The organism is Calothrix sp. NIES-2100 (assembly GCF_963875285.1).
GTDB lineage: Bacteria > Cyanobacteriota > Cyanobacteriia > Cyanobacteriales > Nostocaceae > Aulosira.
Genome location: NZ_CAWNLA010000001.1, coordinates 4,558,389 through 4,583,458, shown reverse-complemented (window position 1 = coordinate 4,583,458; position 25,070 = coordinate 4,558,389). Strand labels below are relative to the sequence as shown.

Genomic DNA, 25,070 nt, shown 5'->3' with positions numbered 1-25,070 from the left:
AGACCATCTTAGGCATAGCATTGGTACGGTAAAAGTATCATAATTGCAAATTAATATTCAACATTGTCAATTAATATTCAACCAAGGAATTTCAGCGAAGAAATCTGTAAGTTGCTGAAGTTTCTTGACAATCTCCTCAATGTGTTCTTTAGATTCAGGGGTGGCAGAAGTAATATCCCTAAGATGTGGAAGATATTTGTTGCTCCAGTCAACTTCTACTGCATCAGCACCCTTCTCAAAACTATTAACAGTATCTTGCCAATATTCATCAATTCCTTTTAAAAACTTTTGGCATATATGTTGTTCCTCAAAATATTTAACTGTTTGCTTTGCTAAACGCTTTTGCCAAGAGTCACCAAATAAACCCCATACTCCAAAAGCAATTGCAGCAGATAAACCTATAAAAAGCACAATAGGGCCACCAATAGCCGCAACAGCAGCAATAACTCCAGCAGTCCCACCTGTAAAACCAAAACTAATACCGAGTGCTGATAAAAAGCTGACCAATTTAGCAACTAAGATGTAACCACCAAGATTTCCCAGTGCTGCTGCCCAAGCAGATAAGGCTCCGATACTACCTAGACCTGCAAGTCCACCTAAAAAAGCACCTAGAAAATCAAAAGGTATGTTTATACATACATTTAAATTCGGAAGCTTTACTTCATATGACTTCAAGAAATCTTCAATTTCATGTCTGAATTTATCAGAATTTACTTTTATGATTTGTTCAATTTCATTTTGAAGTTTCTCAACTAGATAACCAGCAAGAAACTCCTTTGCTTCTTTCTTTTCGTCATATTTGTTGCGGATAATGCTTTCTACAGACTCTACAGTAAGTAGTTGCTGTGCATAGTTTTGAAATGAAGTTCTCGTATCTTGTTTTAAATCTTGAATACGTTGATAAACTTTTTCGCGTTTCTCCTTAGTTTCTTGTTGACGACTAGATTCATTTGCTTCAAGTGCTTCTAATTGCGATCGCTGTGCATTTTTTACTTCTATATTAGTAAGAGTTGTTTCGTATCCCTCAATCAAACTAAGGTACTTTTTTGTGTTATCCTCCTTTACTGCTTTCATTTCTCTGTCAATACGATGCATACGTGCTTCAGGGAGAGATTCACCCAATATTTTGGTCAATTCATCAAATAGATGCTGACATCTATCGGGCCTTTCTGACCAAAATGTGAAAAGTCTTTGTCGTAAATCTGCTTCAGTAATAGCGCGATTTATTTGTACTCTCCGACGCTCTAAAACCGTTTCGCTTAGGTTGTTGTATAATCTTTTTGCAGCTTTCTCTGATATTCCTTTCAACTCTTCGTCAGAGATACTGGGATCAGCATGGGTCGCTACAATGAAAAGATTCCCCAGCGTCGGAAAATTACTGCATTCAGTTTCTGGGTTAGGAAGTGAACGTAGTAAGCTACCTAAGCGGATCATGTCTTCACCTTTAATATGACCCTTAGCTAGTGAAGCATACAGCAAGACATCGGCTATTTGTGCCGCGCTAGTAGCCTTCTCAACATCCTTGGACACTTCATCAGGCTGATCGGAGTAGCCTGGAAGATCAATTAAATTGCAGGCTCGTAGTAGGGGAGAATCTAGATAAACTACGGCTGCATGGGCAGGGATCTCATCATTATTGCCATGTACCCCATATTTTTGCAAAATGTCTAAACTTCCAGCTTGGATACAGCAATTTTTGTAAGCTTCCTGCTCATCCAAGCGTTGTAAGTCAATGATTTGCTTACCTTTCTCATCTTTGAGCCAAAAGTCCTCATCAACAATCAAAACATCATCTTTGCACCATTCAGGACGGTCTTCGATGTGACGAATAAATGTAATTACTCGTGTTGCAGGCTGATAACCAACTGGCAAATTTTTGCTACCCAAAAGAGCGTTTGCCATATGTGATTTGCCTGCGTCAAAGCCTCCAGTTAAGACCACATTAGGCTTTTGCTTGTAAAGCTTTAGTCGTTTTTTGAGATCATTCGGAGTAGCTGGTTGTGTTGGCAGATTCAAGGTGTCTACAGGAGAAGCCGCATCAATGTACTGATTCAGTAAGTTCAGCCTGCGATAAAGTTCAGTATATGGAGTCCCTGGATCAATCGCTTTAAGTGGTGGAATCGGTGCTGACATAGCAGTGACAATGTCAACCCCAAATATTTGCAGCCATTTTATTAAAAGCCCCATTGGAACTGTTTCAGGAGCCTGTTCATAAAGACAAACTTCTTCGTGAGAGATGCCCAGGATATTAGCAAGCTGTTCTTGACCCATGCCTGCCTTCTGACGATATGCCCGCAAATCAATATTCATCTGTGGTTCTAATCTTTTTAGTAAAAATTACTTATTCAGTTGTATAAAATAATTTATTTTATGGCGAGTAGAAATTACCCACCCCATTTTAGAAAAGTTTAGGATAAGCACCAATTAGCAAATATAATACCTTTGTTACACTCACACAATATAATTAAACCTTTAGCATAATTACATTCACAGACTAGCGATCGCATTACCCATACCCTACAACCTGATAATTATGGTAGGCAAAGCTGTACATCTTGGTAGCATTGAGTTAAGTACCTGTCAGCAATGGAGCGAGTGCGATGTACGCAGCCGTTACACAACCACTGACTTTTGAAGAATTTCTTGCCTGGGACGATGGTTCAGGTAGAGATTTTGAGTTATTGGATGGGATTCCTGTGCCATTATCAGAACCAAATGCCAATCACGAAGATTTAATCCAGAGGCTGTGTGCCTACCTTGAAAATTACTGTCAAGAAAATAACCTGCCGTATGTGTCGCGCCAGTCAAAGCAGGTGCGGCTCAAAACAGCACCACCAGAAAAAGAAAAAAGCCGAAAAGCTGATATTGTCATATTTGCTAGGGAAGAATGGCTGCGGATGAAAACTCTCTCTAGTTCTGCGGCTGCATATATTCCACCACCGGGAATCATTGAGGTTGTTAGTAACAATTGGAAGGACGACTACCTAACAAAACTTGCTGAATATGTTCGCGTAGCGTCTCGAAGAGAGGATTTAGGCGTTTTAGAGTACATCATTGTAGACTATGCGGCTTTTGGTGGTATTCGCTTCATTGGCTCTCCCAAACAGCCAACGGTTACAATTTACCAACTTGAAGATGGTGAGTATTTACCCCCAAAGGTGTTTCAAGGAAATAATCGAATTGATTCGAGATTGTTTCCCAACATTTCCTTAACGGCTGAACAGATTTTTGCCATGAGTCGCTGATTGCCAAAGAAGGAATTTACTATTGGTAGCTTGATCCAAACCTTTTTGCGGAACTGAAAGTTAGTGAAAAGTTAAGTATCTTTTGGCTCAAAAACTGCATAACTTTTATATATCGACCTAAATAAAGGTAAATCTTATTGTGATATCAGTAAACGCTAGTCATTCACAGAGATTAACTTATGCTACTGTCTTATCGCGGTTTTTGTTACGAACCAATCAGCACCAAATTACCTAAGCAGCAAGATTTTACAACTGCAAAGTATCGTGGTGTTAGTTACAAGGTTGTCAAACCTATAACGATTACAAATCAATGCAAATCTCAGTTTAAATATCGCGGTGTTACCTATATTCAGTAGTCAATGAAAAAAATGTAGGTTTTGAATAATGATGCATTTACAATTAGCTATTCAAGCTCAAGTTTATCCCAGAAAACAAAATGATATTGCAATCAATCCGCTAACAGGATATTTAATCATTTCTTTACCGCTAATTGTACTTTTAGCAATTACTGGGTATCGCAAGTGTCAAGCGCAAATTCTCCGCCGCCGAATTACTAAGTTAGAAAAGTTGTGGCTTTTAAATATTCCAGAAAAAACTTCCTAAACTTCTAAACTACAGCACCCAAAGATTGCAGCGTTAAAATCGTCGCATCTGTTAACCCTTTCACGCCAGTAATATTCATCCCCTCATAAAGCCGTTTCGCCCGCAAAATCTTGATACATTTGCCCGTTTTTACATCCCAAATCCTTACAGTTTGGTCTTGAGAACCACTGGCTACGACTTCCCCATCTGGACTAAAAGCTACGGAAGATACTAAATGTGTATGCCCAACGCAGACATGATGACATTCTGCTGTGTTGAGATTCCAAATTCTCACAGTTTGGTCATGGGATGCACTAGCAATGGTATTACCATCATGACTAAAGGCAACAGCAAATACCCAGTTTGTATGTCCAGTCAGTGTTTTGAGGCATTTACCAGTGTTAACATTCCATAGTTTCACTGTTTGGTCAGTGCTGCAAGTAGCGATGATTTTGCCATCGGGACTAAATATGGCTGAATATACGCGGCTGTTGTGTCCTTGTAATGTGCTAATGCAACTACCTGTGCTGTAATCCCACAATTTTACCGATTGGTCAGCACTGGCGGTAGCTAAAATTTGCCCATCTGGACTCCAAGCAATTCCCATGATTTTATCGGTATGTTCGCTCAAGGTTTTGAGACATTGACCTGTGCTAATATCCCATAGCTTGGCTGTACAGTCGGCGCTACCAGTGGCGAGGATTTTACCTTGGGGATGAAAAGCAACGGTATATAGCCAATCTGTATGTCCCAGTAGAATTTGGAAACATTGACCTGTGCTAATATTCCACAATCTTACTGAAGAATCTGTACTTGCACTTGCCAAAATTTGTCCATCTGGATTAAAAGCAATTCCATAAATAAAGTCTGTATGTCCTTCTAAGCTTCTAATGCAATTGCCAGTTTGCCAATCCCACAGCTTAACTGTTTTGTCATTACTACCACTGGCTAAAATTCGCCCATAAAGACTAAAAGCTACAGGTAATGCCCAATCTGTATTACCGTACCAAGTCTTTAAGCATTGACCAGTCAAATAATCCCACAGCCTAACGCTTTGGTCTAAACTGACACATACGAGTGTGTGACCATCTGGGCTGAAGGCGACGGAACAAACTTCATTAGTATGTCCATGTAGAGTTTTGATGCAAGTATGGGTTTGACAATCCCAAATTTTGACAGTGCGATCGCCACTACCACTGACTAAAATTTTACTATCAGGACTATAGGCAATGGAGTAGACGCTGTTAGTGTGTCCGGTGTAGGTTTTCAGACACTCACCTGTATGATAATTCCAAATTTTAATTGTGCGATCGCCACTGGCACTAGCTAGGGTTTGTCCATCTGCACTAAACGCCACCGAACGCACCCACCCTGTATGTGCTTGCAAAGTTCTCAAGCATTTACCTTGATGCACATCCCACAGTTTAATTGTGTGGTCAGCACCGCTACTAACTAAAGTTTCACCATCAGGACTGAAAGCAACGCAACGTACCCAATCTGTATGTCCTGTCAGTGTTTGCAAGCAAGTACCATCGTGGATATTCCAAATTTTAACAGTGCGATCGCCGCTTGCACTGGCTAAAATCTTACCTTCTGGATGAAATGCTACAGAAAATACTTCATGCTCATGCCCTGTTAACGTTTTTATACAAACCCCATCCCGGACATTCCAGAGTTTAATATTCTGGTCAGCACCGCAACTCGCCAAGAGTTCACCATCTGGGCTAAACAGTACAAAGCGCACCCAATTGATGTGTCCTTGACAAATCAGCAATAATTTACCTGTTTTCACTTCCCATACACGGACATGACAATCGGTATCGCAGGTGGCTAAAAGTTGACCATTTGGATTAAAAGCAGCAGATAAAATATTACCTAGTGTTTCCGTAAAAACACAGCGCGATAAATCTGAGCCAGTAAAATTTACATCATGCAAGTTTACACCCTGAAGATAAGCTTGCCATACAGTTAAACCGGAAAAATCATAGCCAATGAGGTCAATTTGGGCTTGATGTAGCAAATTCAGTGCATTTCCACCAACATAGCCAGTTTCTTGGGGTGATTTACCACGTAGCTGCGCGAGAATTTGCTGCAAATAATTAGCTATGTTTTCTCGACTGCCAAGTTCTGTAATTAATTGATCAATTAGAGGCTGAAGAATCAAATTAATTTGACTCTCCCGCAGATAATCTTTAGCTTGCGCTTTAATTAATGCATGACTTGTAAATAAGGGAGTATGCTTTTCCATATCCCATACCCTAATTTCCTGACATACTTGCTCAATTAATTGATTGCTGACATACTCCATGACTACAGGTTGCTGAGTAAAGCCACCAGCACTTTTTTCAATTACAGAACGCCTTTGTAATGAACTCAAAGACTCTAATAATTCACGGGGTGGGATATAAGCCACAAAATCTGCTTGTAACTCTGCTAGAGAGATAGGTTCGCGGTTGATGGCTAACCAGTACATAATCTCTCGTTCCAAAGCTGTGAGACGATGGAATTGTTGGTCAAGCAAGTCGCGAATATCATCAAAAATAAATGTACCTTGCTGGGAAATTGCCAAAAATTGGGAAACATCACCGTCAAAAAAGTCTCGGATAGAAGACGCTACAATCTTCAGAGCTAGAGGATTACCGCCATAGCGGGAAATTAAAACTTGCCATTGGTCTGGGGAGGCAGTAAATTTACCTTTAACGTTAAATAATTCCCGCCCTGCTGTTTCTAGTAAACCTGTAAGTTGCAAAGAACGCACGGGTAAACTATCGCCTTCATACTTGGCGAGTCCTTGGGGTTTTTCCCGTGAAGTGAGAATTAGACAACTTTGGTGAGAAGTTTCAGCTACACATTGCAGAAGTTGTCCGTAACCTTCACATCCAGGACGATAACGACCAGTGCGATCGCCTGCTTGTAAAATTGATTCAGCATTATCCAGAATCATCAAACATCGCGACGAACGTAAATATGTGAGTAACAGCGAAATTCTATGCTGTAACTCACTTGGTAAATTTGTTTGTTGCTGTTCAGAAAAAAATTGAATCAATTGAGCCAAAATATCTTCCACCGGTGGCGCGTTGCGGAGGCTACGCCAAATTATGTACTGGACTGGGGAATGGGAAGAAGACGCAAACAGAGATAATAAATTTCCCGCATAATTTTCTTCTCTACTCCCAATAATTTCCTGCGCCAGCTTCACAGAAAGCGTCGTTTTACCAATCCCACCCATTCCCAGCAGCGTTATTAAGCGACAATTTTCCTGCATCACCCATCGCTTAACAGTTTCCAGTTCTTCACTTCGACCATAAAAAATCGATACATCCGGTGCTTCACCCCAATCTTGGGAAGGATGAAGTGTCAAGGATGAAGTATGAAAATCATTTACTTCATCCTTCATCCTTTTGCCTTCATCCTTTCTCTCAACCACCTCTTGCCAATTCAACCCAAGCACTTGACAATAGGCTTTAAACGCCTCAGCATTAATCGCTTGCTTTCCAGCTAAGAAACGTTTCCAAGTACCTTCTGATATGCCAACAGCAAGAACGCCTTTTTCTTGCCAACAGACACCTAAAACTTCACTAGCTAACTCTATCCATCGAAAATCATCAACAGACCAACCCTTTTCACTTCTAGCTTGTTTTATCCTTGCAAGTCCCTGTGGAGAAGCTTTGAGAGTAGCCACAATTTTAAGTGCGTCCTGCGATACCCCTTCATAGATATATTTGCAGAACTACAACACTTATTGCAATAGCATAAAATTTTGCGATCGCCAAGATCAGTTATGGCGATCGCAATCAACCCAAAACTGATCTTGGAAAGTTCGGATTATATGACGAATATTTAATAAATGTATAGAAATTGTACAATATCATTTCTCTACAGATACAGAAAATTGAGATAGTGAAATTAAACTATTTACGCATGAAAGAAATATCATGATGAAGCTGTATCATTTTGAACTTTCCGGAAATTGCCACAAAGTGCGATTGATGCTGTCGCTACTAGGTGTTGAGTACGAACAGATATTGCTTGATTTTGCAACCAAAGAACACAAATCTCCACAATTCATCAAACTCAATCCATTTGGTCAACTTCCTATACTTGTGGATGGGGAAATTGTGGTGCGAGATTCTCATGCAATTTTGATTTATTTGGCGCAGCGTTATGGGAATGAAAATTGGTTGCCAACTGATGCCCAGTCCATGAGCAAAGTTATGCAATGGTTGTTCACCGCAGCTAACTACATTCGTCAGGGGCCAGAATTTGCTAGGCTTTATCATCTGTTTCAAATTCCTCTAGATGTGGAACTAGCCACAGAAAAAGCAGCTGAAGTCCTGAAAGTATTCGACGAACATTTGAGCGATCGCCAATGGCTAGAACTCAACCGTCCGACAATTGCAGATGTCGCCTGTTTCCCCTACATTGCGCTAGCTCCAGATGGCAAAATATCTCTCGACACCTATCTAAATGTGGTTGCATGGATTGAGCGGATAAAACAACTACCTGGTTACATTGGAATGCCAGGAATTTAAAACTTGAAAATTTCTGTCACTTCACTCGAAGTTAAAAGTAAAAATAAAGATGAATTCAATATCTATTTTTACTTTTTCATACATCTTTATCAAATTGTCTAAATTCATTGATTATAAATTACGAATTAATACAATGTCTTTTCATGATGGAGAAATTACAGTCCAAACCCAGGCGGGGGTGAGAGACGAGGCGCAACGTCTGTGTCACGTCATCAGCAGCACAATCAAGCCATCTGCTCAAGAATTCCTTCGCACGCAACAATTAGCAGTTGCAAGTACAGTGGATGTAAACGGTAAAGTCTGGGCATCTTTATTAACAGGACAACCTGGTTTTGTACAAGTATTGGATGAACAGAACTTACAGATTAATGTAACCCTCATACATATCGATCCCATACACCAAAATTTACAAAATAACAATAATATTGGCCTATTAGTAATTGATTTAGCAAACCGCAGGCGTTTACGTTTAAATGGCAAATCAGATGTAAATCAAGAGAAGATAAAAGTACAAATTCAACAAGCATTTTTTAACTGTCCTAAATACATCCAGGTACGTCACATAGAAAAAGCTGTGACTGATTCATTAGCAAAACCTGAAGCTTTTATTAGAGATGCTTTGAGTGAGACAAATCAACTTTGGATAGCCCAATCTGACACATTTTTCATCGCCAGTTATCATCCAGAAAGTGGGGCTGATGCTTCCCACCGGGGAGGCTTTCCGGGATTTGTGCGAGTTTTGAACAGCCACAAATTAGTGTTTCCTGATTATTCTGGTAATAATATGTTTCAGACCTTCGGTAACTTGATTGTGAATGCAGGAGCAGGTTTATTATTCATCGATTTTGCACAAGGTCACACATTACAATTGTCTGGAAAAGCAAAGGTAATTTGGGATGTCGAAAGATTAAATGAGTTTGCTGGGGCGCAACGTTTAGTCGAGTTTGATATTGAGCAGGTGTTGGAAAGTAGAAATGCTTGTTCTCTGCGTTGGTGCTTTGGAGAATATTCTCCTTTTAACCCTGGATAAGAGGGCAATTCTTTATATCAATAGTATTTATAATTTCAATTTTACACCTTGATGATTCTCTAAATAAAAACTATACTTTATGTTCGCGCTGACTTTCAAGAATTATTTTGTCTATTCTTAGATACCATTCTGTGCCAAAATATTCATTAAGAAGAATAATTAACTTTTCTCCTGAAACAAGCTCAATTAGATGATCTTTGTTTGCTAGTTCTTCTGCTTGAGGAGTAAAACGGTGAGTTGTAAACAATACTCCTTTGTTATAACCTCCGTATTCTACTACACCACGAATATTACGTACAATATCTAAACCAACAGGATGGTTGTATAGCTTGCATTCGACTGCTATTTTATGTTTTTGTCCAGGCAATTCTTTGGTTGCAATTACATCAAGACCACCGTCTCTAGTTCCAGGTGTTAATACCGTATCATATTCCATTTGATGATAAAGCCTTTCGATTAAATGCTCAAATTGTCTAAATTCTAGTTCTATGATAAATTTAATTTTTTCTGCATTACTACCAGGTATACCTATAAACTTTGCACGAATTATACTCATAGCATCAGTCAATCCCCATATTCGCCTGTCAGGTAACAGTAAACAGTGAGCTAAAAGATAATTGTCAAGAACATCTATTGCTTTTTTAGGGTAGTGTGGTAATAGTTCTAAAATCCATGTGTTACCTTCCCAAGGGGGAGGATTATTATTGTCCTGAAAATACATAACTAGCCTCATGTAATAAGGATTTTTTGCCAACCATTCACTTGGATTAGCTTGATATCTGGGAAAATTAAGAAGCTGCATTAAATTTAAATCGTCGTATCTAAAAGAACTCGATCTAATCAATAATTTGTTGAGTAATTTATATACTTCATCCTGGCTTCTTGTATGAATATTTACAAGATATTCTTGAGCGTGTTTATCAGTAGGAAAGCAATCATCTATAAACTTTATCTTTTTATGTGTATTCAGCAATAAGTCTAACCATTCATTAAGAGTTATTTTTGTTGCATCAATAGATTGCATATAATAAATTTATTATAAATTAAATTTAAAAGATAAAATTTGCGGTACTTAGTATACCATGAATTCTGTATTATGAATGTAGTAGTAGTATGTGTAAAACACAACTTAAGGCTTAACAAGGAAGCTTCTAAGTTCATCCATTAAATCCAAAATTATTTCTAAGCAAACAAGAACTGCCCCGTATTACTAGCTTCTAAATTCAGTCCAATATTGTTGCTGGTGAAGCCAGTCACGCCATGCAATTCGACCAGGACTTGACCGGAACCAAATCCGCTATTGCTTTCAATTTCATCGCTGAGGCGATCGCACGATCTCGCATAATACTTCTAACGGTCACTGCCGCATTCTTTCCAGAATTACAAAATGTATTCTTTGTCAAGGTCAGTTTTTCAAGGGCTGCTGCGCTACAGAACTGATCTTTTATTATGTGGAGCGATCGCGTAATCCTAGAAAGATAAAGATCCGCACACTGCCAACACAAGCGTTAATAACTATGCCGCAAAATCCTCTTGATATCGGTATCGAAGCAGCCCCCAGCAAAATTATTAACTTCGCTGCTTTCAAGAATGCAGCGCATAACAATATTCTCATGTCTTTTCCTGCCAAACTCACCCGAAATCAGTTAAGGAAGGCTCAGGTAAAACACAAGGCTAAGTATGACTCGCAACATACTCAAGAGAGTTTAAAAGCCGAAGTTGCGGCTTTGCAACAGGAATTGGCAATTGTCAAGCAGCAGAAAGCTGAATTAGAAAATCTATTAAAACAGCAGGAAGAGGCGATAAAAATCCCTGTTTCAGAGATACAAATCGAGGTTGATTTAAACAAACTCGCGCATCAAATAGCAGAAATTACTCAAACTGATTACTTTCAAAAATTGCAAATAGAAATTGAATCCCTTAGCCATACCAAAATACATTAATTACGAATTATGAATTAAGAATTAGTTATGCTATGTCTAAAATTATTGCAATTCACTCATTCCGGGGCGGAACTGGTAAATCTAACATAACAGCAAATTTAGCAGTAACAATGGCACTACAAGACAAACGAGTTGCTATTGTAGATACTGACCTGCAATCTCCTGGTATTCATGCTCTATTTGGGATTGATGAAACAATTGCATATAAAACATTGAATGACTATTTATGGAATGGTAGTTCCATTGCTGATACCGCCTATGATGTTACTTCTTTTATAGCAATTTCTCCAGGTAAGATTTTCCTAATACCTTCTAGTATCAATGCTGATGAGATTGCCAAAATTATCACTGAAGGATACAACGTTAGCTTACTTAATAGTGGATTTAAAAGATTAATTCAAGAGTTAGAGTTAGACTACTTATTTATTGATACCCATCCTGGCTTAAGCCGAGAAACTTTACTATCTATAGCTATTTCTGACTTATTAATTGTGATTCTGCGTCCGGATCGCCAAGACTTTCAAGGCACAGCAGTTACTATTAATATTTCTCGTCAATTGCAAGTTAGCAATATGATGATGATAGTTAATAAAACTCCAAGTCGCATGGACTTTTCTTCGCTACAGCAAAAAATAGAGAAAACTTATAATGTTCCAGTCGCAGGTATATTTCCGCTTTCAGAAGACATGGCACAACTTGGTAGTAGTGGATTATTCTGTTTGCAATATCCTGACCATTCTTTTACTCAAAACTTGCAAAATTTAACAGAGAAAATAAGTTAAATTTTAAAAATTAAACACTAAAATCGGAAAAATATTTAGATAAATTCATCAAGTAACCGTAAGACAATGACTGAAAATGTTCAAGAACAAGCAATAACATTTGAAACTGCTTTAAAAGTAGCAGATGAATCCGTATTTGCTAAACATAAGAGACATTTAAAAAATATTGAAGTAGCTGTATTGCGGGGAGCTTTACAAGGTCAGAAGTATGACCAAATAGCAGCAGAATGTGACTATGCTCCAGAGTATATCAAGCATGATGTGGGGCCAAAATTATGGCAGATACTTTCATCTAGCTTAGGCGAAAAAGTCAGTAAAACAAATTTGATGGCTGTTCTCGCACAAAGAACATCTGAAAAATTTAAAGTTGAAGAATTTTCTTCATTTCCTAGTCTGCAATCCTCAGTATTAAATTCTCAATCTCCAGAAATAGAGTCACCTGTTGGACTGATACCATTGGATTCTACTTTGTATGTAGAACGTCCTCCGGTAGAATCTCGCTGTTATGAAGAAATTACTAGGTCGGGGGCATTAATTCGCATTAAAGCACCTAGTCAAATGGGTAAGACTTCTTTAATGGTAAGAATTTTAGCTCATGCTAAACAACAAAATCCTGCGGAAGTACGTACTGTAGCTTTAAGCTTGCAGCGAGCAGAACGTTGTATTTTTAATGACTTAGATAAATTCTTGCGTTGGTTTTGTACTTCGATTACTCGTAAGCTTCAGTTACCTCATAAAGTTGAGGATTATTGGAGTGAAACTTTTGGTAGTAAGAGTAACTGTACAGCTTATTTTGAAGACTGTTTGTTGCCAGATATAAATGGTGTTTTAGTCTTAGGTTTGGATCAGGTTGAGGAAGTATTTTTACACCCAGAGATTGCCGATGATTTCTTTACACTATTACGTTCCTGGTATGAAGAAGCAGCTTATGGAGATAGCGGTAATCCTCTGTGGCAAAATTTCCGTTTGGTTATTGTTCATTCCACAGAAGTATATATTCCTCTAGATATTAATAAGTCCCCATTCAATGTAGGTTTAGCAATTGAGTTGCAAACATTTACTTACCAACAAGTATTCAATTTAGCCCAACTTTATCGAATTAATTTATCTGAAGCTGAATTGGCACAATTGATGCAGCTTGTGGATGGACATCCATATTTAATACAACAGGCTTTATATCATCTAGCGCAGCAAGATTTGACTTTAAAGCAGTTAATCCAAACCGCAGCTAAAGATGCAGGTATTTATAGTAATCACTTGCATCGCCATTTGAGAAGCTTACAAGAACATCCGCAATTAGCAGCAGCGTATGAAGAAGTAATCCATTCCTCAAATCCTGTAGAATTGGAACAGATTTTAGCATTTAAGTTGCACAGCATGGGGTTAGTTAAGCTGCAAGGAAATCAGGTGATATCCAGTTGTGAGTTATATCGACAATATTTTGAAGAAGCCTTGCAATCAAACGCTACGCATAAATAAGTTGCCATCAACCTAAGTCCTTTGGCATTATGTCTTTGAGCTTGATTTTAGCAAAAGCAAGAAATAGCGCGATCGCTCTCTGATTTTATCCGAGAAATCTATTGTATTTTTATTAGGCGAGCGCTCACAGCAAAGAATAACTCAACATTGAGCAGCGTAGACTAAAAAATGCGTGAGACAAAAAGCCTCACGCATCCTACATTTTACGTATGATTTAGAGTGTAAACTAATTCACTCCCTCCACACCGAAGTAATTAGCTAACGTTAACACCACCTCTTGAGTCAAACCCTCAGATAACTCTGGCAAATAAACACGGACAGCGTTCCTGACAGCAGCATCGAATTGGGCAGCTTTAGCCGTAGCATTACGGACAAATGGCTCAACTAATTTGATTAATTCGTAACTGCTGCTCAAGTCAGTATTCTGAATTGCCCGATCTAGTGGTGGGGCTGTGGGGTCGGGGAACTCTGGAAGGATACGGCTGACAAAGGTGACGCGGTGGAAAATGCGCCAGCAAGCGGGGCCGCCTTGGGGTTGTTGTGCTTGACGCAGTGCGATCGCATTGGGGGAATTACTCTCTTCTAACCACTTGCGGTCAACAACGGTGTTAAAGAAGGTGTCGTAGTTTTCCGTATTGGGAGTAAGGTAAAAGCTTAAGAAGCGGTAGGCGTTGACTTTACCAGGAGTGTCCAAAGGATTGCCGTTGGCATCATACACCCGGATGGGACGACCAACTTCGTCTCGCATCAAGTTACCTCTGTCATCCATTTGAAATCTCTGTAAGTCAGCTTGGGTATTGTTTTTGACTTCAATTTTGAAGGATTGACTGGCTTCTTTAGTTTTGGATTTGGTGAGGTTTAAACTGCCACCAAAAGATGCTTTTGCCTCCAAATCTAAAGTGACACTACCTATTGCAAAAGAACCGGAAGCATTTATACTACCATTACCTGTAAAACTATAAGCACCACTGGTACTTTCTTGTTGGACATCGGTTGTTTCTGTCGATTCAGCGTAGAGTCCACCGTCTGCTGTCCAGATATAGCTGTTGACTAAGTTACGCTTACTGTATTGCTCTGGCAAATTATTGTTGTTAGTCAAAGCATCAACTAAACCAGTGATGGCTATCCCAACCGCCAACCCAGTCGGCCCACCGGCAGCTAAACCTGCAATTGTGCCATTGTCTGCTCCAACTCCAATACCAGCTGCACCAGGGGGTGTGGTGCGAAAGTCTTCGTAGTAGGTACGTAAGCGGGTTTCTTCGGACTGGATGCGTTGGCGTAGGGTGTAAGCTTCGCTGGGTTTGAAGTAACTTTGTTCGCGGTAGCCTGTCAAACCTCTATAATCTGGATCTAAAACTTTGCCGTTTTGATCATAACCGACAGCACCATCTAGTGTGCCTTGTTTGGTGTAATCAGGTTTGATAGGGAAAGGAATAATATTGGTATCTTTGGGAATATTCGGATTAGGAATCATCCTGAAAGATACTAGGGCGCGGTTATGTGCCAAGCGGATGGCATACATATCGGCAGTTTCCGATTCCACTAGAGCAAAGCCTAAGTTTGATGGTTGATAACGACGAGGCATCGTTTTGTTAAGGCGTTTGTTGATATCTGGGTCTTCCCAAGCGCCACCCAAACCCACAGATGTCATTTTGCTGACATTGGTTTGGTTACTTTGTTGCTGGTTACTCGACCATTTCAACTCGGTGTCTAATTTGGCTGAAGCACCAAGTTTAACGCTGGCTGCAAGAATATCCCTGGTGATAATTCCAAAACCCAAAGGAGCAGTTACAGAATCAATATGCTGACTAACTTCTCCAGATAAGGATGCTTCAAAGGAGGAATTGAAACTACTGTCTCTACTAGCAGCTAGGGTGTAAGAAACGCTATTAGCTTCGACAAATTCTACAGTAGTACTATCTACATAGTCGCGTACTGAATCATCGATAGGGCCGGCGGTGAGGTTTTCGGAAGGAACGGGGGGCGCACCTTCAATGTAACCTTTGATTTGTGGTGCAAATTGAACTTGGCTGACCCATTCTGTAATTAAGTTACCGACTTTGTAGCCTGTGAGCAAATACCATTGCCCATTGTCGATGAAACTGTAGCAGCGTTTGTGAACTCCGGTGATTTCGCCATTATTGCCTGTTTGGATGTCTGCATATTCGCCAATACCAGGACGGCTAGTTATTTTACCGTGGAAGCGGTTGGCAATACTACCCAAAGCATTCCGCACGAGGGCAATTTCATCGCCTATGGGTGCTTGGGACAGGGTTTGTTTGAGAGTACTATTAGCAGATGGTGTGAGATGATTACCACGCAAACTGCTGTCATTGACGCGGGTAACTTGCGGTTCTTGGGCTGCGGGGTTGACGGGATCTGATTCAAATTCGTAGTAGGCGATGAGGTTTTCTCTTTCTCCTTTGATTTGACCAAAGAGGTTGTCGAGGATTTGTTCTGGGGTGCGGGACTGTTTCCAAATGCGGATTTCGTCCATCTCGCCAAAGTAGTCTTTACCCAAGTTGAATTCGTTGAGGGTGAGGTTTGGCTCGCTAATCGGATTAGTTTGGGCAGGGATACCGTTGAGGTAAAGTTCTAGTTTGGAGGCTGTGGGGTTGGGGTCTACAACCCAGCTAGCACCAAGAATCCGCGCTTCGCTGTTATCGATGGTGTTGGTGGTGGTGTTACCGATACCTTCGTTTATGAACCATTCACCTGCTAGTTTAGAGCGATCGCTTGTCCCTTGTTGAACTTCATTGGCGGTTAGAGCACGATTCCACACGCGCAACTCGCTAATTGTACCCCGCAAGTAGTTAGGGGAACTACCAACAATCCTTTTGCCTAGAGGTGTGTCTGTCGGTATACCAAAACACTTACTTAGTTCTAAGGATTGGAGATTAGTTACGGGTACACCAGACAAAACCGGCGCGTTGGGATTGAGTAAAGTACCATTCCAATACAATCTGATGCTGTAACCGTTATCTATTTTGATGGCGGTGACGGCAATTTTGATAGCAGTATTGAGACTAATGGAATTTACAGGGCTATAAACTATTCGTTGTTCAGAATTACTATTTTCATAGGCAAAATAAAGGCTGTAGTTACTACCAGAATCTCGCTTCAAAGCCATCCATGCGGTCAATTCTGGCTGATTTCTCCCCAATCTGCCTTTTTGCAATATGGGATAAATATCTCTATCGAGACTACTTAAACTCAGGGTGAGTTCAATACTCAATTGATTTTCTACACCCAAGGCTACTTGATTACCACAATCGAGGTAATTATCAACACCGTTAAAATTTAAAGCGTAAGCTTCCAAGTAGGTGGCGGCGATATGTTCCCAAGAATTTGTCCACAGGATTTGACTGGTGCGGAGGTAGCGGTTTCTCACTCCGGCAATTACATTGTAGGCTTTGAGAGGAGATTTTATTTGTTGGGGATTGCCAATAATTGTGCCATGATTAGCCTCATTGCCAGTGCGATCGCTCACATTGCGATTCTCAAAGTAGTAGTAGGCAAGTAATCCCGCTTCGTTGCCATTTAACCGACAATCTTTATAGATATTAATTTCCCCAGCACTGCGTACACCTCGCCAAATGCGGATTTCATCTATTCCGCCTTGCAAGAAGAAGGTTTTACCAGGGTTATTCATCACCCCAATTAATAATCTACCTTTACCTTGATAAGTCGTAGGGGCAATATCTTTGGCAACCTCTACGCCATCACGGTAAATTATTCTTTGACGAGTCTGGATATCGAAGGTACAGGCGTAATGATGCCATTGATCGTCATCAGCTAGGTCTTGCTCCGTGTTTAAATCATTGCGGTAAAAACCAAAGCTGAAACGATGGTTTTGGCGAAAACCGATGTGTAATTGTTCATTGGTTCTGTCTACCCCTTGGGAGAGAATCGCTGAGAAAAAGGTATTGGCGGTGACACTAGCAGCTTCCCGTTTTGCCCAGAATTCAATGGTAAAGGACTGATTGAGCAGGTTGATATTACCAGCTTCAATGTAGTCATTAGTACCATTAAATTGCAGACCAGAGTTAACATCTTGGTTTTGAATGCCCAAACAATAATTCGATGTGGGAGAATTTTCTGAGACAATCCAAGCATGATTGATGTCTCTCCTTTCGGGACGAATCCAAGCTTCTAGGCTGATATCTCCCTGATTTGCCATCCTGTTAGCATCACCTGTGAGATGACCACTCTCAATTTTCAACGCATTTCCGGGGGCTGCTGTCACCCAAGCATTGGGTTGAGATACCCCAGTCAGAGGACGAGTAGCGATGTTCTCGACGTTGTTAGCGTTGGTCAAACCTGCAACTTCTACGAGAATTGAACCATATTTGAGATTATAGGGAGAGTTGAGGGCAGTGCCTTGATTACTGAAACTGCTGTAACGGTGATAATCGTATTCGATTAAATTGATGCTTGTTCCCGCAGGTATAGTTGCATCTAGGGTAATTGAGTCCACTGCTATTGTTTTATCGCCAGGTGCGATCGCTTTTCGTAAAGAAATAGTCCCCGCACCAATTACCAAAACTGCACCTACTTCGTAGCGTTGTGTTGCAGGTTCAGCCAGGGTAATGATATCCACAGTACCCGTTACCGATTCGACTAAACGACCGAGGTATACTGCTTCTCGTGCTTGTCCACTCAACACCTTAGCAAAACTGCCACTATTACGGGGAACTCGATCCCAAATCTCGGTAATTTGTAGGGAACTGTTAGTTAAAGTTAGTTTGCAGACATTGGCATCTAGACTATCGGCAATATTTACCGTTGTCCCATCTAAATTAGTATCGTCGGCTGCAATCACCTTCATTTCACTGCGTCCCAAACCAGGCGATCGCTCTTGCAATTTGACGCTGTTAGATAGCAAGATATTAGAGCGGGAAACATTAGTATCGTAAGCCACAGTAAAGAACTGGTCAGTATTGCCGCGGAAGTACAAATTCACCATGCCATTGGCGCTTTCAAACAATTGCGGTGCATCGTTTGTCCAAGCAAAATCTAACAATCCTCCTACCACATTCAACCCACTGGGATCGATATGAATTAACCGCATAGGGAAAGCAAATTTTCCTTGCAGTTGTTTGCGTTTATCGAGTAGTTCTGCTTGTAAAGTTTGCACTCTTTCTCTAACTACGTCTAACTGCTTTTGTAAATCAGGGATGGTTTCTGTGCGAATTTTAGTGATTTTCTGCTGAATTTGGTCAATTTGAGAATTGTAGAGGTCAATTTGACTCACAGTACTATCAGTCAGACGTACCTTAGCACTTTGATAGCTAGATATAGAGTAAGTACCACCATATCTCCTACCATCTTGGTACTCTACGCGGGAAGAACCACCAAAGTTAGGTTCATCGTAGAGAATGATATATGCTCCGGCATCTAAATCTACTGAAAAGATTGGTATCGATAACCGGGGATGTTCGCCTACCTGCAATCTTTGTTGTTGACCCTCAAAGCTAGGCAAAGAATAGACCGTTACGCCATTATTCGCTAGATTTGTTTTTAGTTGTTGTTTCTGAGATAAATCTTGCTCAAGAGTAGCAATGATTCTCATTTGATTATCAATCTCAGATTCCAAAGATGCGATCGCATTTGTTGTATTCGGAATTTCTATTTGTTCTAGTTGATTGATACGTTCTATATATATGTTTGGGTTTTTCGCTGTGATATCAATTAGAGGTAAATTAATTACATCAGGAATTTGTGACAATCGACCCCGTTTAGTCACCGCAAAATCCAAAACCGCGACTTTCTTTTGATCGTTATTAGCCTTTCCGGTAGCTACCGCCACCATCACCCGCGCACTTTGTTTGGTCGGTGCAGGCTTATTTTCATAACCGGCTGGTAATTCTTCTTGTTGATAGTAAAGTAACGCCGATATCCCTTTTCCCGCAACAGTACGACTATCACCAAAGCTAAAACTACAACGACGAATTCCGGGATTATCGCCTACAGGTGCATCTGATTGTACCCACTGCAAATTACCGACAATTCTGCCATTATTCAAACTATCAGTTTGGTCGTAAACAATTTGACCATTACCTTCATCAAATTGCCAGTAGGTAATCAATCCTGGCTCATTTCCAGCTTTACGGATATTTTGAGTTTCTGCAACTTCAATTTCTGAACGTTCCCGTCCCCAAATAGATAACTCATCGATAGTTGCTCTCAAGGAAGAAGCAGGTTGTGTTCCGCCATACAAAGAACTCACATTTCGTCCTACTAGCAAGTAAGTTCTCTGGGTTGAATTGATGGGATATTTAGGTAAAAGTAAATATTGATTTTCTCTTCCCCCAGTATTGACAACTTTATCGCCAACTTGAATTCTCACTAAACCTGAATTTGCAGGTGAATTTGGTTCTGTAGGACGTACTAAGGAAATACTAATATGATTCCATTGCCCCATATTAATTACATTGGGCAGAGAACGTAAGGTTTGAGATTTCTTAGCATTATCGTTATAAGCAGTAACTTCTAACCCATAACCAGGAATTGTTTGTCCATCAATTAATATTTCTGTTGCTACCAAACTAACAGTAAAGATAGCATTGGGCATCCCTTCAGAGTAAATTACACCTGTGGTTTCTGGTTTAATCCAAGCAGAAATATTAAATTCATCTTTATTGATGATTTGGCTTTTAGCTTCAATATAAGTATTACCATCTAGCCGTAACGCAGTTTCTGCAAAACCTAGTTTTTCAAAAGCTGCTGGACTTTCTGTACCTTTAGTGTTAAATAATCCATCACTAGACCGTTCAATATTATAGGCATCTAGGCGATTAGTCTTTTGATTATGGACAAATATTTGCCAGCGTTTGATATCAGGAATACCCGATGGTACTTGAACTACAGCAAATCTTCCATAATTTAAATTCCGGATAAAATTTAACTCTAATGTCGGTTCATAAAATGGTCGATTATTCATATCGGTAGCACCGAGAGTATCTTTGGCACTACTTTTAAGAATTTTATTCCGACTCCGACGATAACGCACCTCACGCGAGGTTTTGAGTTTGTTACCAGAAAGAATAAATCTATCAACTAACAAGGTATTGTTAACAATCGGGATGTCCTTACTATCAGCACCTTTGACTGTGATATTATTCGCATCTTTCTCATCAACAGATTGACGGAATAAATATAGATATTGTCCATCACTGAGGACTTTAAATGGTGCATCGGCTGTTAATCTAGCTGTAGATGAACGGAATACATCAACTTCAGAACGATTGAGAGCAGGTTCACCATTTGTTTTTACCGATGGTAATACTTTATTAGGAATAATCCCAAAGCCTACTTCAGCTATTTCATTAGGGAAAGTTAATAATTCTGGTGTCGGCGACCAATTTCTAGCATCAATAGGATTGGGGCTATTTTGTTGGTCAAGAACAGTGTAATAGATGCGGCGATCGCTATCCATCGCCAAGGATATCAATACCCCTGTATGTTCTACCAGAGTTGTGTACTGATAAGCTCTGTTAGTATATGTCTGTAAATAGTTGTCCCATTGAGGCTGCATATTTTTCTCCTAATTATTAGTTCAGTTCATGGTTATTTGATAAGTTAAATCTAAAGAACTTACACTGATAAATCTTTGTGTAAGTTCTATTAGTTTAAGTAGCTACAACCAGAAAAAATTAATTTGAGTTATAGATAAATCTGGCTGATTTTTCAAGCTTAGAAAAATTTAATTACCAGCTTGATTGAGCGAATAATTAATAGAAGTTTCTCCAGTAGTTTGTGGAGAATCTATTTTTGCATAACGAGGATTGCAAGCTTGTGCAAATAATAAAATGCTGAATGATAAGGCAAATGTAAACAGTTTGTTCCAGCGCATATTGTTCAGAGAATTTGTTAAAGTCTTCATCAGTTCAACTCCTTGATTGCAGGTGTTATTTTATCTTTATAGAATTTGCCAAGTTAAAAGTCGATACAGAAAAGTTAAGGAATTAAATGTAGAAGCTAACTTAACTTGAGACTTAACTTTTACAGCATCATGCTTAACTAGAGGGAAATCTGCAATTTTTGACGTGATAAAGGCTTTCTTTCCAGCAATTGAAGGGCAATTCTTTTACCTGTACACCAGCCGTAATATCCATAAGTTGCGGATCTAGCAAAAGTTTTCTCAAAACCTACAAAGTAAAGTGTAGGGTCAACAATAGATTGGCATTTACCATCTGTTTTTGGCAATAACCTATCGTTCACATTAAGATACAATTGCGGCTGTTTGAATATTTTATTAATGCCAGGACGAAAGCCAGTACCTAAAATAATTGCATCGTAATCTTGTGATACACCATTGGTAAAGATTACGCCTGTGGTTGTGAGTTGCTGAATACTATTAGAGATGACTCGAATATTACCTTTTTTGATTTGTTTAATAGTACCTCTATCTACCCAAGCTACACGGCCTTGATTAACTTCCACATCCATTGGCCCTTTCTCTTCTGGATAGATAGAGTATGCACTCAAATCTAAAGCAAAACGCTGAATAAATTTATCAGTTTCCTTGATGTCTGCTTGTAATTCTTCTGGAGAAAAATCTATGGCTTTTTCCATAGCTTCTATTCGAGAATCTATTGTATTGTTATTAAACAAACGTTTAAAATATGACCTACTGCGCCATAACCAATATTGTAGCGATCGCAGTCTCGGATAAAGAGGAAATACCCAACGTTTACCGCGAATTAACATATCTACACGTTCAGCACCGTGTTCATATAAATCTAATGCTATTTCTGCTGCTGAATTCCCCGAACCAATGACTAAAACCTGCTGATTTTGATAAGGAATGCCGTTTTTATAGGCACTACTATGAATAATCTCACCTGAAAAATTTTCTTTCCCCACAAACTTTGGTATCACAGGTTGATTAGTTAGCCCAGTACATATAACAAGAACCTTGCAGTGTAGAATGTCTTTAGTTGTTTGTATTTGCCAGTTATCATCTATTTGATTTTGATTATAAATTTTGGTAATATTTTGTACTTCTTCACCAAAACGAATATGTGAATCAACTTGAAAGTGATCTGCATATTCTGTTAAATACCCCACCATTTCCGCTTTCGTCTTAAATGTGGAATATTTTCCCTTACCTTCAAAAAAAGGTAAAGTAAAATAAGGATTTTGGCTAACTAATCGCTCGTAGGCGTTTTTCCAGATAGTTGCGACAGTTTCACCTTTCTCTATCACAACAAAGTTATCAATTCCAAATTTTTTTAAACTTGCAGCTACAGTAATACCGCAAAAACCAGCCCCAATAATGATAACGTCTAGTTCAGCGTTCATAAAATTGACTTGGATTGTAAAACTTAACTCTTATCTTTATAAAATTTGTGACTTCAATAGTCGATATAGATTAGTTAGGGAATTTGAGCCGTTGCCAACCTACTTAACTCTCGTTCCTGCTTCCTCTATTCATTAGTTAAGTTTGCAAGTTAAGTTATTTCCCTGCCTAACTCCTTAACTTTTCTGTATCGACACTGCAATCGTCTACTTCTAAATATAAGTAGTTAGACTAGCTATAACGAAAGAGTTGAAATGAACTTAATAACTTTGCTGTTACGTTCTTCTTGGAAAATTCTGACTCTTGCTACCTGCATTGGGTTATTAAGTGGGTTTAGTACAGCCGGATTACTTATAACAATCAATACACATATTAATCAATCATCCCTGAAAATAACATTAATTTGCAGTTTTATCAGTCTTTGTTTTGTCAAATTTTTAACAAATATTATTTCTAAATATTTATTAATAAATTTAGCAGAAAAAGCAATTGTAGAATTACGCCTCACATTGAGCGAGAGAATTTTATCTGCACCACTATATGATCTAGAAAAGTTAGGGAAACATCGTATATTAGCTACATTAACAGACGATGTTTTAGCAATTTCTCGCACAGTCTACATTATTCCTACGTTGTGTATTGATATGACCATCGTAGTGAGTTGTCTTTTGTATTTATTTTGGTTATCCCCAACGATATTTTTTCTGGTGGCCATTTCTCTATTGCTAGGAATATTTAGCTATCAACAGATTGCATACAAAGCAACCTCATTTTTTACCCTAGCTCGTCAGCAAGAAGATCAACTTTTTAACCATTTTCAGAGTATAACTGAGGGAACTAAAGAACTAAAGCTTCACAAAGAACGACGACAAATATTTTTAAAGCAAGAACTTAAAGAAACGGCACAATTATCTAGACGCAATAATGTAGTTGGAATGACTATATTTGCAGTTGCTGCTAGTTGGGGAAATAGCTTATTTTTTGTAGTTGTAGGATTGGTAATTTTTGCTTTGCCTATTTTCCAAACTATCCCCACTCATATTTTATCTGGATATGCATTGACTATTCTCTACTTGCTTTCACCTTTAGACTACATTATGAGTGCTGTTCCTACCTTTAGCCAAGCAACTGTTGCTTTACAGAAGCTTGAATCTCTTAAACTATTATTGTCGAATCGCTGTTATGAAAGTAATTTAATGAATTGGGATGAAGCAGATAATTTTTGTTACAGTTTAGAATTTTTGGGTATCACTCATACTTATCATCAAGACTCAGAAGATACAGCTTTTACTCTTGGCCCAATTGATTTGACAGTTTCGGGAGATGAAATTGTTTTTATTGTTGGTGGTAATGGGAGTGGAAAATCTACGCTGATCAAATTAATCACTGGTTTATACATTCCTGAAAGCGGAAAAATTTATTTCAATGGCAAATTAGTGACTGCGGAAAATCAAGAGTGGTTCCGCCAACATTTTTCAGCAGTGTTTTCTGATTTTTATCTATTCGATAATTTATTTAATTTAGGTAAAAATATTACTGATGATAAAATTAAAGACTATTTAGTTCAATTACAACTGGATAAAAAAGTTCAAATAAGCAATGGAATCCTTTCTACCACTTCATTATCTCAAGGACAGCGAAAACGTCTAGCCTTATTGACAGCTTATTTAGAAGACCGTCCTATATATGTATTTGATGAATGGGCTGCCGATCAAGATCCTATATTTAAAAAAATTTTTTATACCCAAATATTACCTGAATTGAAAAATAAAGGTAAAACTGTAATAGTAGTCACTCACGATGACCAATATTTCTATTTATCCGACAGGATAGTCAAGTTAGATTATGGCAAGGTAGAGAATATTTATACTTGTCTCATGCCTAGTGAACAAAATTTATTTTAATTCAGATATGTACCTTAAAGACAGCACTAAAAAACGCAGCCATGCCTACATGGGCATAGGTTGTAGCAGCACTCATGCCCAGAAAACTCTCTTCGGTAGCACCTACCAGCGAAAACCCTTCGGTGTAGCTGTCGAGATATCAATGGCGGGAGCAGGGAGTATCATACCAGATGCACTGTATAGGAGTACAACAGTCAGCGAAATGATGGACAAGTTAATAACTGGCGGGAGATGGTAATGACATTTGATTGACTGCATATTCAACCAAT

16 protein-coding genes are annotated in these 25,070 nt (G+C 39.1%); 10 read left to right on the top strand and 6 right to left on the bottom strand.

Annotated elements, in window-relative coordinates:
* Positions 1 to 66: 66 nt before the first annotated feature.
* Positions 67 to 2,310, bottom strand: coding sequence for a dynamin family protein (locus tag AACU32_RS18760; protein ID WP_096602223.1), 2,244 nt, complete (start codon positions 2,308 to 2,310; stop codon positions 67 to 69).
* Between the two features lie 290 nt (positions 2,311 to 2,600).
* Here AACU32_RS18760 and AACU32_RS18755 point away from each other — a divergent pair, with 290 nt between their 5' ends.
* From AACU32_RS18755 to AACU32_RS18745, 3 genes are all read left to right on the top strand, one after another.
* Complete coding sequence (locus AACU32_RS18755) at positions 2,601 to 3,245, top strand: Uma2 family endonuclease (protein WP_096602221.1); 645 nt, start codon at positions 2,601 to 2,603, stop codon at positions 3,243 to 3,245.
* A gap of 179 nt (positions 3,246 to 3,424) precedes the next feature.
* Positions 3,425 to 3,601, top strand: coding sequence for a DUF4278 domain-containing protein (locus AACU32_RS18750; RefSeq protein ID WP_096602219.1), 177 nt, complete (start codon positions 3,425 to 3,427; stop codon positions 3,599 to 3,601).
* A 28-nt stretch (positions 3,602 to 3,629) separates the two neighbouring features.
* Positions 3,630 to 3,848 (top strand): hypothetical protein, encoded by a 219-nt coding sequence (locus tag AACU32_RS18745; protein WP_096602217.1) that lies wholly within the window; start codon positions 3,630 to 3,632, stop codon positions 3,846 to 3,848.
* A gap of 4 nt (positions 3,849 to 3,852) precedes the next feature.
* Here AACU32_RS18745 and AACU32_RS18740 read toward each other — a convergent pair whose 3' ends face one another.
* Complete coding sequence (locus AACU32_RS18740) at positions 3,853 to 7,509, bottom strand: NB-ARC domain-containing protein (RefSeq protein ID WP_096602215.1); 3,657 nt, start codon at positions 7,507 to 7,509, stop codon at positions 3,853 to 3,855.
* A 253-nt stretch (positions 7,510 to 7,762) separates the two neighbouring features.
* Here AACU32_RS18740 and AACU32_RS18735 point away from each other — a divergent pair, with 253 nt between their 5' ends.
* Both AACU32_RS18735 and AACU32_RS18730 read left to right on the top strand, forming a co-directional pair.
* Complete coding sequence (locus AACU32_RS18735; protein ID WP_096602213.1) at positions 7,763 to 8,359, top strand: glutathione S-transferase family protein; 597 nt, start codon at positions 7,763 to 7,765, stop codon at positions 8,357 to 8,359.
* Between the two features lie 133 nt (positions 8,360 to 8,492).
* Entirely contained in the window at positions 8,493 to 9,389 is an 897-nt protein-coding gene (locus AACU32_RS18730) for a pyridoxamine 5'-phosphate oxidase family protein (protein ID WP_096602211.1), read from the top strand.
* Positions 9,390 to 9,459: 70 nt separating this feature from the next.
* Here AACU32_RS18730 and AACU32_RS18725 read toward each other — a convergent pair whose 3' ends face one another.
* A complete protein-coding gene (locus AACU32_RS18725) occupies positions 9,460 to 10,413 on the bottom strand; it encodes a restriction endonuclease (RefSeq protein WP_096602210.1) in 954 nt (317 codons plus the stop codon).
* A 493-nt stretch (positions 10,414 to 10,906) separates the two neighbouring features.
* Here AACU32_RS18725 and AACU32_RS18720 point away from each other — a divergent pair, with 493 nt between their 5' ends.
* From AACU32_RS18720 to AACU32_RS18710, 3 genes are all read left to right on the top strand, one after another.
* A complete protein-coding gene (locus AACU32_RS18720) occupies positions 10,907 to 11,332 on the top strand; it encodes a hypothetical protein (RefSeq protein ID WP_096602206.1) in 426 nt (141 codons plus the stop codon).
* A gap of 32 nt (positions 11,333 to 11,364) precedes the next feature.
* The gene (locus AACU32_RS18715; protein ID WP_096602204.1) at positions 11,365 to 12,114 is read left to right on the top strand and encodes a MinD/ParA family ATP-binding protein; all 750 of its coding nucleotides are present in this window, start codon (positions 11,365 to 11,367) and stop codon (positions 12,112 to 12,114) included.
* A 66-nt stretch (positions 12,115 to 12,180) separates the two neighbouring features.
* Positions 12,181 to 13,593, top strand: coding sequence for an AAA-like domain-containing protein (locus AACU32_RS18710; RefSeq protein WP_096602202.1), 1,413 nt, complete (start codon positions 12,181 to 12,183; stop codon positions 13,591 to 13,593).
* Between the two features lie 226 nt (positions 13,594 to 13,819).
* On the opposite strand, the gene AACU32_RS18705 is transcribed toward AACU32_RS18710, so the two are convergent.
* The 3 genes from AACU32_RS18705 to AACU32_RS18695 form a co-directional block, all read right to left on the bottom strand.
* The gene (locus tag AACU32_RS18705) at positions 13,820 to 21,130 is read right to left on the bottom strand and encodes a LamG-like jellyroll fold domain-containing protein (RefSeq protein ID WP_096602200.1); all 7,311 of its coding nucleotides are present in this window, start codon (positions 21,128 to 21,130) and stop codon (positions 13,820 to 13,822) included.
* Positions 21,131 to 21,298: 168 nt separating this feature from the next.
* The gene (locus tag AACU32_RS18700; RefSeq protein WP_096602198.1) at positions 21,299 to 21,478 is read right to left on the bottom strand and encodes a hypothetical protein; all 180 of its coding nucleotides are present in this window, start codon (positions 21,476 to 21,478) and stop codon (positions 21,299 to 21,301) included.
* Positions 21,479 to 21,615: 137 nt separating this feature from the next.
* Entirely contained in the window at positions 21,616 to 22,899 is a 1,284-nt protein-coding gene (locus AACU32_RS18695) for a flavin-containing monooxygenase (RefSeq protein ID WP_096602196.1), read from the bottom strand.
* A 252-nt stretch (positions 22,900 to 23,151) separates the two neighbouring features.
* Here AACU32_RS18695 and AACU32_RS18690 point away from each other — a divergent pair, with 252 nt between their 5' ends.
* On the top strand, positions 23,152 to 24,801 hold the full coding sequence (locus tag AACU32_RS18690; RefSeq protein ID WP_096602194.1) for a cyclic peptide export ABC transporter: 1,650 nt from the start codon (positions 23,152 to 23,154) through the stop codon (positions 24,799 to 24,801).
* A 7-nt stretch (positions 24,802 to 24,808) separates the two neighbouring features.
* Positions 24,809 to 25,039 (top strand): hypothetical protein, encoded by a 231-nt coding sequence (locus AACU32_RS18685; RefSeq protein ID WP_339378065.1) that lies wholly within the window; start codon positions 24,809 to 24,811, stop codon positions 25,037 to 25,039.
* Positions 25,040 to 25,070: the final 31 nt, after the last annotated feature.

Coding starts and splice junctions, on each gene's coding strand:
- AACU32_RS18755 (WP_096602221.1), top strand. CDS start 2,601: ATGTACGCAGCCGTTACACAACCACTGACTTTTGAAGAATTTCTTGCC.
- AACU32_RS18685 (WP_339378065.1), top strand. CDS start 24,809: ATGTACCTTAAAGACAGCACTAAAAAACGCAGCCATGCCTACATGGGC.
- AACU32_RS18735 (WP_096602213.1), top strand. CDS start 7,763: ATGATGAAGCTGTATCATTTTGAACTTTCCGGAAATTGCCACAAAGTG.
- AACU32_RS18715 (WP_096602204.1), top strand. CDS start 11,365: ATGTCTAAAATTATTGCAATTCACTCATTCCGGGGCGGAACTGGTAAA.
- AACU32_RS18720 (WP_096602206.1), top strand. CDS start 10,907: ATGCCGCAAAATCCTCTTGATATCGGTATCGAAGCAGCCCCCAGCAAA.
- AACU32_RS18705 (WP_096602200.1), bottom strand. CDS start 21,130: ATGCAGCCTCAATGGGACAACTATTTACAGACATATACTAACAGAGCT.
- AACU32_RS18745 (WP_096602217.1), top strand. CDS start 3,630: ATGATGCATTTACAATTAGCTATTCAAGCTCAAGTTTATCCCAGAAAA.
- AACU32_RS18750 (WP_096602219.1), top strand. CDS start 3,425: ATGCTACTGTCTTATCGCGGTTTTTGTTACGAACCAATCAGCACCAAA.
- AACU32_RS18710 (WP_096602202.1), top strand. CDS start 12,181: ATGACTGAAAATGTTCAAGAACAAGCAATAACATTTGAAACTGCTTTA.
- AACU32_RS18725 (WP_096602210.1), bottom strand. CDS start 10,413: ATGCAATCTATTGATGCAACAAAAATAACTCTTAATGAATGGTTAGAC.
- AACU32_RS18695 (WP_096602196.1), bottom strand. CDS start 22,899: ATGAACGCTGAACTAGACGTTATCATTATTGGGGCTGGTTTTTGCGGT.
- AACU32_RS18690 (WP_096602194.1), top strand. CDS start 23,152: ATGAACTTAATAACTTTGCTGTTACGTTCTTCTTGGAAAATTCTGACT.
- AACU32_RS18760 (WP_096602223.1), bottom strand. CDS start 2,310: ATGAATATTGATTTGCGGGCATATCGTCAGAAGGCAGGCATGGGTCAA.
- AACU32_RS18730 (WP_096602211.1), top strand. CDS start 8,493: ATGTCTTTTCATGATGGAGAAATTACAGTCCAAACCCAGGCGGGGGTG.
- AACU32_RS18700 (WP_096602198.1), bottom strand. CDS start 21,478: ATGAAGACTTTAACAAATTCTCTGAACAATATGCGCTGGAACAAACTG.